Origin of the sequence: Mesorhizobium sp. M4A.F.Ca.ET.022.05.2.1, assembly GCF_003998845.1 — a bacterium.
In the GTDB taxonomy this organism is placed as follows: Bacteria; Pseudomonadota; Alphaproteobacteria; order Rhizobiales; family Rhizobiaceae; genus Mesorhizobium.
Genome location: NZ_RZOJ01000198.1, coordinates 1 through 10,585, shown reverse-complemented (window position 1 = coordinate 10,585; position 10,585 = coordinate 1). Strand labels below are relative to the sequence as shown.

8 protein-coding genes are annotated in these 10,585 nt (G+C 63.5%); 3 read left to right on the top strand and 5 right to left on the bottom strand.

What is annotated here, in order from left to right:
• The coding region (locus tag EN745_RS20695) for a M23 family metallopeptidase (protein WP_145992080.1) at positions 1-1,788 on the top strand (1,788 nt) is incomplete at its 5' end.
• Between the two features lie 206 nt (positions 1,789-1,994).
• The gene (locus EN745_RS20690) at positions 1,995-3,635 is read left to right on the top strand and encodes a caspase family protein (RefSeq protein WP_127422127.1); all 1,641 of its coding nucleotides are present in this window, start codon (positions 1,995-1,997) and stop codon (positions 3,633-3,635) included.
• Positions 3,636-3,689: 54 nt separating this feature from the next.
• Here EN745_RS20690 and EN745_RS20685 read toward each other — a convergent pair whose 3' ends face one another.
• Positions 3,690-4,226: an OmpA family protein gene (locus tag EN745_RS20685; RefSeq protein WP_189347287.1), complete on the bottom strand. Its 537-nt coding sequence runs from the start codon at positions 4,224-4,226 to the stop codon at positions 3,690-3,692.
• Positions 4,227-4,417: 191 nt separating this feature from the next.
• On the opposite strand from EN745_RS20685, the gene EN745_RS20680 reads away from it, so the two are divergent.
• Positions 4,418-4,993, top strand: a complete 576-nt coding sequence (locus tag EN745_RS20680) for a hypothetical protein (RefSeq protein ID WP_127422126.1) — start codon at positions 4,418-4,420, stop codon at positions 4,991-4,993.
• 73 nt (positions 4,994-5,066) lie between these two features.
• Here the strand turns inward: EN745_RS20680 and EN745_RS20675 are convergent, their stop codons facing one another.
• From EN745_RS20675 to EN745_RS20660, 4 genes are all read right to left on the bottom strand, one after another.
• Entirely contained in the window at positions 5,067-5,348 is a 282-nt protein-coding gene (locus EN745_RS20675) for a hypothetical protein (RefSeq protein WP_245455434.1), read from the bottom strand.
• 29 nt (positions 5,349-5,377) lie between these two features.
• Positions 5,378-7,927 carry a caspase family protein gene (locus EN745_RS20670; protein ID WP_127422125.1) on the bottom strand — a complete coding sequence of 850 codons (2,550 nt, stop codon included), beginning with the start codon at positions 7,925-7,927 and terminating at the stop codon, positions 5,378-5,380.
• Between the two features lie 389 nt (positions 7,928-8,316).
• Complete coding sequence (gene ftsZ, locus EN745_RS20665; protein ID WP_127399760.1) at positions 8,317-9,309, bottom strand: cell division protein FtsZ; 993 nt, start codon at positions 9,307-9,309, stop codon at positions 8,317-8,319.
• Positions 9,310-9,566: 257 nt separating this feature from the next.
• Complete coding sequence (locus EN745_RS20660; protein ID WP_127422124.1) at positions 9,567-10,298, bottom strand: GntR family transcriptional regulator; 732 nt, start codon at positions 10,296-10,298, stop codon at positions 9,567-9,569.
• Positions 10,299-10,585 lie beyond the last annotated feature (287 nt).

Genomic DNA, 10,585 nt, shown 5'->3' with positions numbered 1-10,585 from the left:
GAGGCTGGCTGGGGTGAGACCGTCGATCAGGGCGAAGCCGCCCTTCCCGCCTTCAAGAAGACCGAGATCGAGAACAATACGACCGTCGCCAGCGAGTACCAGCGCTTCGAGGCGACCGAAGACACGTTCGTGAAGATCCTCAATGACCGCAGCCTGGACAGCGTCGTGCTTGACGCGCATTTCTCGGCCGACGATGCGAAACTCGCCGGCGAGGCGCTGAAGGCACTGTTCAATCGGGAAAGCCTGGAACCGGGCTATGTCGTGGCCATGCGTGGCTTCAGGCCGACGCGCGAAGCGACGACAGCGTCGCTCATGCAGGTTTCGATCTACGCCAGGAACGTCTATGTCGGGACACTGACGCGCAACGCCGAGGGAGCGTTCGTGTCGGGCGTCGACCCATGGGTCCGCGAGGATCTATTCAACTATTCAGGCGCATCCGACGAGGGCGGGCCCAAGCGCCAGTATCGCCTGCTCGACGCGATCTATTCGACGGCCGCTCGCAACAAGGTTCCAACCAGCGTAATCGGCGAGGCGATCATGTATCTGTCGCGGGGGCAGGATCTCGACGCCTTCGCCAGTGAAGACCAGCGCCTGGTGCTGATCTATTCGCAAACGCCTCGCGGCCAAAGCGAGATCTCCGGACGGGTCCTCTATGTCGGCGTCCAGGGCACCGAGAAAAGCCTCGACTGTTTCGTTTTCCAGCAAAGCGACGGCCAGTTTGCGTGCGTCACCGGCAATGACGAGGTTCGTTCGCTGGCCGTGACCAACGGCATGGTCACCCCGGTGAGCGGGGTCATGACCTCGACCTTCGGCCCGCGCAAGCACCCGATCCTCGGCACGGTTCGGATCCATAAGGGCGTCGACTGGGCTGCTCCGATCGGTACACCAATCATGGCCGCCTTCGATGGCGAGATCACTTTTCAGGGCGATGGCGGCAGCTATGGCAATCTGGTGAAGATTTCACATCCCAACGGGCGCGAGACGCGCTACGCGCATATGCAGAAATTCGCGCTCGCGAGCGGCGTCGGCACCAAGGTGAAGGCCGGCGACGTCATCGGCTATATCGGCACCACCGGGCTTTCGACCGGCCCGCATCTGCATTTCGAGCTCTACCAGAACGGCGCGGCTATCGATCCGCTGGGAACGGTCACCACGGTTGCCAGCTACGTTTCAGGCGGTTCTGGCGGGTCCGGCGATGCTGCCGTCGAGACGCTGACCGACCGCATCGTCCATGTCGAAAGCGGCGGCAGCGCGCGGGCCAAGAACCCGCTTTCCTCCGCGACCGGCGCCGGCCAGTTCATCACCAAGACCTGGATCCGGATGATGAACACCTACAGGCCCGATCTCGCCCGCTCGCTGTCGACCGCCGACCTGCTCGCGCTTCGTTACGACGCCACGCTGTCGCGCGAGATGGTGCGCAACCTGGCGCGCGAGGGCGAGGCCTATCTCCGCGCCCGCGGGCACCAGATCACCGCCGGGCGGCTCTATCTCTGTCATTTCCTCGGCATGGAAGGCGCGGCCCAGGTGCTGGCGGCGCCGGGCTCGACGCAACTGAGCGCGGTGCTCGGATCGGCCGTCATCCAGGCCAACCCGTTCCTGACCGGCAAGACGGCCAGCTACGTCATGGACTGGGCGGAACGGAAAATGGGCCAGAAGGTCGCCCGGGTCGCCACCAACGCGGGCCAGCAGACGACGACCACGACCGAGATCCGCCAGACGTCACCGGAATTCGAAAAGTACAAGCAGGCCCTCACCGCCCTCATCAGCTCGGTTCAAAGCACTCTTTGACCGCCCCTCGACCGGTGGGGTCGTTGGTGTTCCCACTGCCAGGGTGCTATTATCGGCGAACTTTTTTGGGCCTTTTGTGAACCAAAACTGTGGCCGGGATCACAGACGCCCAGAAGCCATTTTTGGCAGAAGCGACTTGTGTCGCGGATGAATTTTAGCATGTGCAGACACCACTAGCGCGCCCCGTTGGGGCGGAGGGCTGACCCATGAAAGCGTTCGCCGTCTTTCTGAGCGGATTTATCCTGTTTGTCCTGGCCTCGCTCGCCGCCCAGGCCGCCGCGCCCGACAGCGTCGCGCCCGACGCCAAACGCGTCGCGCTGGTGATCGGCAACAGCAAATACGTCCATGCCGTCGCCTTGCCCAATCCCGCCAATGACGCACAGCTCATTGCATCGACGCTGCGCAACGCCGGGTTCGAGGTTATCGAAGGCCTGGACCAGGACAATGCGGGCATGCACAGCCTCATCAGCCGGTTCACCGAGCAATCCTACGACGCCGACCTCGCCGTCATCTACTACGCCGGCCACGGCATGCAGGTGGACGGCAAGAATTTCCTCATTCCGGTCGATGCCGAGCTGACGTCGCCGGCCTATCTCAAGACCCGCACCATCCAGATCGACGAGTTCATGTCGGCGCTGCCGCCCGAGCCGGCGGTCGGGGTCATCATCCTCGACGCCTGCCGCGACAATCCGCTGGCAAGGACCCTTGCCGCCGCGCTGCCGAAGAGCCGTTCGCTGGGGGCCGGACTGGCGCCGGTCGAGGCCGAATCGGACGGTGTCGGCACCGGCGGCATCCTGATTGCCTACGCAACCGATCCCGGCGCCATCGCTTTCGATGGCAACGGCGTCAACAGTCCTTATTCGACCGCCCTCGCCAGGCACCTGACCGAGCCGGGCGTCGAGATCCAGAGCGCGCTGACGCGCGTGCGCGGCGAGGTGACCGAGACCACGCAAGGCCGGCAGCGGCCGTGGCACAATGCCTCGCTGGGGCGCGAGGTCTTCATGGGAAAACCTGTCGAGGCGACGCCCGCGGCAAAACCCGCAGCCGAGACACCCGGCGCCGCGGCCACTTCGACCCCCGCCCTGGTGGTCGGCGAACCTCCGTCATGGGAAGTCGAGCAGCGTCTGTGGGACGAGGCCTCGAAGAAGAATTCCATTCCGTTCTACGAGGCCTATCTCGAACAGTTCCCGAATGGCCGCTTCGCCACGGTGGCGAAGCTGAACATCGACGAGTTGCAGGACCCGAAAGCCGAAGACAAGCAGGTCGCGGCCCTCGATACGGACGAGGCGAACGCCAATTCCGGCTCCGCCGTGCGCACGTCGGTCGGCATTTCCGACGAAATGAAGCAGGCGCTGGGCAGCGAACTGACGGAAAGCGCCATCGGTCTCGATCGCGAGGGGCGCATCGATCTGCAGTTGCGCATCGAGGCCCTCGGCAACGAACTTGGCAGCGTCGACGGCAACATGGGGCCCAAGACCCGCCAGGCGATCGGCGACTGGCAAGAGGAGAACGGCCTGCCGCCGACCGGCTTCCTGACGCGCGAGCAACTGGCCTTCCTGGTGGTCCAGACGGACCCGATGATGGAGGCGGTGCGCGCCAGGCACGCCGCCGACCAGGCCCGCGCGACGACGCCGAAGAAACAGGTGGTGCAGAAGGCCCGCGCACCGAAGCCGGTGGTGCAGAAGCAGCGCAAGAAGCAACAGCAGGTCGTTCAGAAGAAGCGCAACCGCGACACCCTGGTCGGCCGGGAGGAACCCCCGCCGCCCCAGGACAACAACAACGACTTCCTGACCAAGGCGCTGATCTTCGGCACCGGTGTGGCTGTGGGCGGCGTGCTCAACAAGTGACGGCCGGAACCCGGGCCTGCCGCAAAGGGCGCCTGCCGACGCAAATGAGGGGTGCTACTCCGTCCTGATCCGCATTTCGACCCGGCGGTTGACCGGATCGTACGGGTTGGCGCTGCGCGGATGCGTCTTGCCCAGGCCGATCGCTTCGAGCCTGGTGGCGGCAACGCCATTGGCCGTCAGGAAGGCGGCCACCGATTGCGCTCTCCTTTGTGACAGTTCCTGATTGTAGCGGGACGAGCCGGAGGCGTCGGTGTGACCTTCAACGACGAAGCTGAAAGAGCTCAGCCGTTGGTCCTTCAACGCCTTGGCGAACTCGTCGAGCTCGGTGCGCGCGGTCGTGTCGAGCTGGGCTGAATCGAGCCCGAAATTGATCATCATGTCGAGGCCGGTTTTCTTGGCCGGCGCGTCCTTCGCCTCGGCCTTGCTCTTGCACTCGTCCTCGGTGCCGACGCAAATCCCGCGCGAAGCGCCGAGATTGCCCGCTCCGGCAAAAAATTTCACGATGTCTTCCGATTTCTGAAGCGGATCGGCAAAAGCCTGGCCAGACACAAGCACGACCGCCAACACAAAGGCTGAACTGCCCATTCGCATAACCGTTACTCCCGTTTGAGCATCCGATTTCGCCGGCCGCGGATCATATCAAATTCCGAAGCGATTGTCTGTCGACCACATCGAAAATATCCGGCCTCGCCGGCGATGGCCGCCTGCCGGTCGAGCAAGACTTGACCCGCGCCTCGCCGGGCGCTTGAGTGGCTCGTGTTCCCCTGGGAAGGCTGGTGGCCATGGCCAATGAGCTCCGATACAAAACGGCACGGGATCTTTTCACGGCTTGTCCCGCTGTTGCCGGGGACATGAGCGCTCTTCCGACCGAACAGGCCTCGATCGAGTTCTGCCGAGCCCTGCTCGCCGGGCCGGTGCCCGAGGAAGCAATCACGTTCTGTGCCTATCTGCTCGCCGAACGGGCCGCGGTCTGGTGGGCTCATGAATGCCTGAGCCACCTGCGCGACCTGCTCGACGGGCAGGACCTGGAGCTGCTCATGCTTGTCGGCGACTGGGTCAGCGAGCCGGACAATCCCAGGCATCATGCGGTACTAAGCAGGGCCGTGGCGATGCCGCCGACAACGCCGGCCGCCTGGATTGCCCTGGCGGTGATATGGCGCGACGACGGTTTGGCCGCGGATGAGGCGGCGGTGCCTGTGATGCGTCCGTTCTCCGCCGCCCATGCGGTCAATGCCGGAATCCTGGCGGGGCTGGCACGTGTCGCGCTCGCCGATCGCTTTTCCGTGCTTTCAGCCTTCGTCGAAATGGGCATCCAGACGGCGGAGATCGAGGCGCTGCGCCAATCGGCGGATGCCTAGGCCTTTGTGAAGGCGGTGCTGAAGTCAGTGGCGCACCGCACGGTCATCGCAGCCGGCTGCCCTGGATGCTTGGTCATCCTCCCCAGCCGCCGCCGCTATTGCCTCCGCCGCTCCCACCGCCTCCCATAGTGGGAACAACAGGCGCGGTCACAGTGGTTTCCTCAACCGGCTTTACCACTTTTTTGGCGGTCACCTTTTTCTGTTTGACGACCGTGGTCTGAGGGGTCGTGCGGACCACCTTCTGCTGCGGCTTCGCCGCCACCGGTGTCGGCTCGGCCTTGGGCATCAGGGACGTGCAGCCCATGAGCGCCACCATGAAGCCGAACAGCGTTGTTGCGGTGATTGCCTGCTTCAATGTCCTGCCCACCATTGCCTCCCGGTTGATCAGAAAAGGTCCCTGCGCGGATTGGCTTCTTCCCACACCCCTCTGGCCGCGTTGATCAGCTGAGTGTCCAGCGAGCCGGTCACGGCGACCTTCGACTTGAGTTCCTGTTGCAACTGCTCCAGCGCCGCCGTTTTCGGCTTCGCTGCGAATTTTGCCAGCGTCTTCCTGGCCTCCGGCAGCTCCTTGCGAAGGTCGAGCGCGGCCGCGAAAGCGAGGAAACGCGCGGCGACGGCCTGATCGGCCTTGTCGCCCTTCTGCATTTCGAGAGCCGCGCGATCGTAGGCGCCGGACTGATCGCCGCGCATGGTCCCCAGCTCGAACAGTCTTTGTGCCTCGGCGAGGTCCCGCTCCACGCCGGAGCCGTCCCGGTACATGCGCCCAAGGCTGGCTGGAGCGTAGGGCTGGCCGAGATCGATGGCCCGTTGAAACAGCGTCAGCGCCATCTTCGGATCCTTGTCCACGCCCTGGCCGCTAAGATAGTTCCGGCCGAGCAGGTTCATCGAATACATGTCCTGCCGCTGCACGCCGGCCTGAAGGAAGGCAACCGCGCGATCCGGGTCGGCGGTCACGCCGTTGCGGCCCTCCGTGAAGATCGCGGCGAGATCGTTCATGGCATAGGTGTGCCCCATCGCCGCGGCCTTGAGCAGCAGGTCCAACCCCTTTGCAGTGTCGGGCCTGACGCCGTAGCCGTTGAACAGCGCGCGCCCCCAGGACGTCATGCCGTAGGGATCGCCCTTGTCCGACGCAGCCTTGTAGAGGGCATTGGCCTGCGTGCGGTCCTGAGCGGTTCCGGTTCCGGTCGCATGCAGGTAGCCGAGTTCGAAGACGGCGCGGACATGCCCCCTTTTCGCGGCCTCCTCGATGGCTGTCCTGGCATCCTCGACCTTGCCCACGGCAAGCAGAGCGCGTCCGAGTTCATAGCGGAAGCGGGGTACATCCGGATAAGCCTTCACAGCCGTCTCGCAGGCGTCCACCGCGCCGGCGCCGATCTCGTTCGGCAACAGGCCGGGGACCACGCCTTGCAGGTCGAGCGGTTCGCCGGCGGCCGTGTCGCATGGATCGACGCTTGGCGAGAGTTTCATGCTGGCGGGCTTGGATGAATTGTCGTCGGCCCGGATTTCGAGGCCGACTATGAGCGGCTTGACGGTGCCGATCTGCGGTTCGTACCGCAGGTGCTCGACCTCGTCGGCCCTTAGGCTTGAGTCGGGCGTCAGTGTTCGGTCAGGCAGGGATAGCGTTCCCGTTGCCGGATAGCTCGCGACTTTCAGGCTGACGGCGGGGTCCTTCGTCGGCAGATCCAGGTTCAGCGCAACCGGGCCGACGCCCACCGGAACACCGATGTCACGATTTTCGATCGCCTCTGCGGCGCCGGTGATTTGGATGCCGCGCTCCAGGATCTGCTGCTTCTGCTCGGCCTCCAGCGAGGCCATGATCTGCTGACCATCGGCTCCCTCGCCGCTCTTGACGCGAAACACCAGTATGCCCTGGCTTTGGCCGCCCCAGTCGTCATGCGTGGCGTAGGCCAGCATATCCACCTCGTCCTGCGCGGCGGCGCCCTTGGGGACATCCATCTTCAGGCGCGGCAGGTCCTTGCCCTGGATCGGCTGGCCGACCTCGACAGGCTTGCCGTCCAGCGTCAGGCGGCCGAGAGCCGGCGGTCTCTCGATGCTGACGGTGACGGTTCCGCCGTCGACATCGACCGGCTGCGGCAGGCCGAGATCGACCGGGCCGACCCCCGACAACACGACCTTCTCCAGCACCGGCGGCAGCGAGGGCCGGGTGGCGCGGCGCATCAGCACGACCTCGTCGATCAGCGAGGAGTTTTCCCAGGGAACCTGCTTGCCGTCGGTCGCCTGGACGACGTCGCGGCGCACCGCGGCCATCACGGCGCGGATCTCCTGGTTAGGCGCCAGCGCGCGGCGCGAAAATGCCGATGAGAAGGGACTAAGGTCACCGGTTCCGTCATAGGCGACCGAGCCCGGTTCGGTGGCGAAGGCGATCAGCGTGTTCAGCGAGCTCTTGACCTGCGCGAGGCCGGCATTGCCGGCGGTGATCAGTTGATCCCGCAGCCAGTAGTCCTTGCGCGGGAACGGGTTGTTGCGGCAGGCGTCGAGGATGATCACCTGGATCTTCGATTTCGAGCGCAGTTGCTCCAACACATCGTTGAGCTTGATCGCCTGGACCTCGATGTCGGCCGCCCTCTTCAGCGAGGCGTCGACCGGGATCAGGAAATTCTCGCCGCCGATCTGGAAGCCGTGGCCGGAATAGTAGACGACAGCCAGGTCGGCGCCGTCGGCGGCGGCCAGATAGCTGCGAAACTGCTTCTCGAATTCGAGCTTGGTGAGATCCTTGGCGACGAACACGTCGAAGCCGGCAAGCCGAAACGTGTTCGACACATCCGCGGCATCCTTGTCCGGGTTCTTGAGCGCCGGGATTTCACGATATTCGGAATTGCCGATCACAAGGGCAACCCTTCGATCGGCGTGAGCGTCGAACGTCGCGAGGCTCACGATGATCAAGGCTGCAATGAACGCGCAGCATCGCAGCATGGCAAATCCTTAACTGCTATGACCTGTCGACCACAAGAACGCAGCTTGCGGTGTCAGGGTCTGTTAAAGAGTTCACAATCTGCCGATACAGGAACTGAGAGAGGCGCCAAGGCGAATGCGGGCGCATTCCTCATCCAATCAGTTTCTAAATTACCCTAGAGGCGGAGGTTCCGCAATGATCTGAGCCGGCTTGTCGATGGTGCGGTCGGCAACGTGCTGCGGCCGCCTCGCCGCGAACATCCGCGCGATGCTCATCGCCTCCAGGACGCGACGATAGTCGAGCAGGAATGATCGGCTGGTCGGTCTGGCACGCCGGGTTTGCGGCTGGATTCGGTCAAAGGTTGAGCGACAGTGCGGCAAGTGCGTCGCCGTTGGACAGGCCGAGCGCTTCAAGCGGTCCTTTGCTCGGGCTGTGCAATGTCCATGATCTTGCGCAGGCCCGTTGCGACGACCGATACCCGGAACTTCCCGGCCAATGCCTGGTCGAAGATGGCGCCCACGATAATGTCGGCGTCGGCGTCGACCTCTTCCCGTATCCGTGTCGCAGCCTCATCGACCTCGAACAGCGTCATGTCCGTGCCGCCGCAGATCGACACGAGCAGGCCTCTGGCGCCTGTCATGGAAGCCTCATCGAGCAGCGGATTGGCGATCGCAGCCTCGGCCGCAGTCCTTGCACGGCCCTCGCCAGAAGCCTCGCCGGTTCCCATCATCGCCCGGCCCATGTCCCGCATCACTGACTTCACATCGGCGAAATCGAGATTGATCAGGCCTTCTTTCACGATGAGATCCGTGATGCATCCGACACCCGCGTAGAGAACACGGTCTGCCATGGCAAAGGCGTCGGCAAACGTGGTCCTGGCGTCGGCGACCCTGAAGAGGTTCTGGTTCGGGATGACGATCACCGTATCGGCGCACTCGCGAAGGCGTTCTATGCCTTCCTCCGCGGCCTGGGTCCTGCGCTTGCCCTCGAACACGAAAGGCTTGGTAACGACCGCCACCGTCAAGATGCCGGCATCGCGTGCGGCACGCGCAATAACCGGCGCCGCGCCTGTCCCGGTGCCACCCCCCATGCCCGCCGTGATGAAACACATATGCGTTCCCGCGAGATGATCCATGATCTCGTCTATGGATTCCTCCGCGGCCGCGCTGCCGACCTGTGGCAAAGATCCGGCCCCCAAACCTTCTGTCACATGCGCGCCCAACTGGATCAGCCGCGACGACTTCGACATCGTGAGCGCCTGGGCATCAGTATTGGCGACGACGAACTCGACGCCCTGCAAGCCTTCGGAGATCATGTTGTTGACGGCGTTTCCGCCGGCGCCGCCGACGCCGACAACGGTGATCTTAGGCCTCATCTCCAGGATTTCCGGCTTGGCGGTCATTTTTCATCTTTCTAGCGAAATCACCTGCTGCCCCGCCGCACTATCAAGCGGAACCGGAGCAACGAGCACACGAATCAGGCGACCCCCACCAAAGGCAGGGAATCAGAGCGGACGCCTCCCCGCAAGGTCCGCCAAACGTCTGTCCAAGGGCAACGCCCTGCCCTGAACCGGAAGCTTCGAGCTTTTGCGCCTGTTTCAGTCGTTCCAGGGGCTATTGTCGTCGTCAAAAAGCCTTTGTCGCATGGGGAGCCTGATACTCAAACAGCCAGACCCGGTCGGGCCTGCGACTCCTCGTTTCGGGATAGATACAGGTCACGCAGATCACGCTGTCTGAGCATGAGGTCCAGGATGCCATCCCTCGATTGCCGGATATGACGGCGGGATTCGCGGCAGGCTGTGTCGGCGTCCCCGGCAGCGATCGCTTCAACAATCATATGATGGTCGTCACGCGCCGCCTTCCAGTCGTTCAGCTGGGTCAATTCCATCCACACATAGACTTGGCACTTGTCCAAAAGTCCGTTCAGCATTTCCGCGAGCATGACGTTGGCGCTAAATCGCGCGATTGCGCGATGGATTTCCATGCCGGTCTGCATCTCCTCCAGCCGGGCACGGGGAGATGGGTCGATTTGCGCCAGGCGCTCGCAATCCGCGACCAAGCCGCGCAGCAGTTCCACTTCATCGAGGGTGATACGGGCGATCGCCAAGGTCGTCGCATAGGCGTCCAGCTCTGCCCGGATATCGAACACGTTCCGGAGCATCGTTTCGTCAAATTGAACCACCGCAAATCCCGTGCGGGGACGTTCGACCACAAGCCCGTCACGCTCCAATCGATTAAGTGCCTCGCGCACCGGCGTCCGGCTGACCTGAAGCTGTTCGACGAGCTCGAGTTCCGTAATTCGTCTGCCCGGTGACAGCTGCCCGGTCACGATCATCGCTTTGATCGATTCGTAGGTCGACTGACGCAAATGTCCGCGGGCAACGTCGTTCATCGGGGCTCCTAACACCGGCTGGCGTCAACGCGACAAATAGGTACCGGTTGACTCACGCATTCACAAGCGCATAGTGTATACAACAAAGTATTCAAAAAATGTAGCCAATTGCTGCCCTAACCGGAAGGGAAGTTGGGCAGGCTGGGGGAGCGTCATTGATGCAAGCGGACATAGTGGTCACGAACGCAAAGATTCTGACCATGGACCCGGCCAAGCCGGCGGCTTCTGCGATGGCCGTCGCAAATGGACGAATTCTCGCTGTTGGCGACGCAACCGAAGTGCTGCCG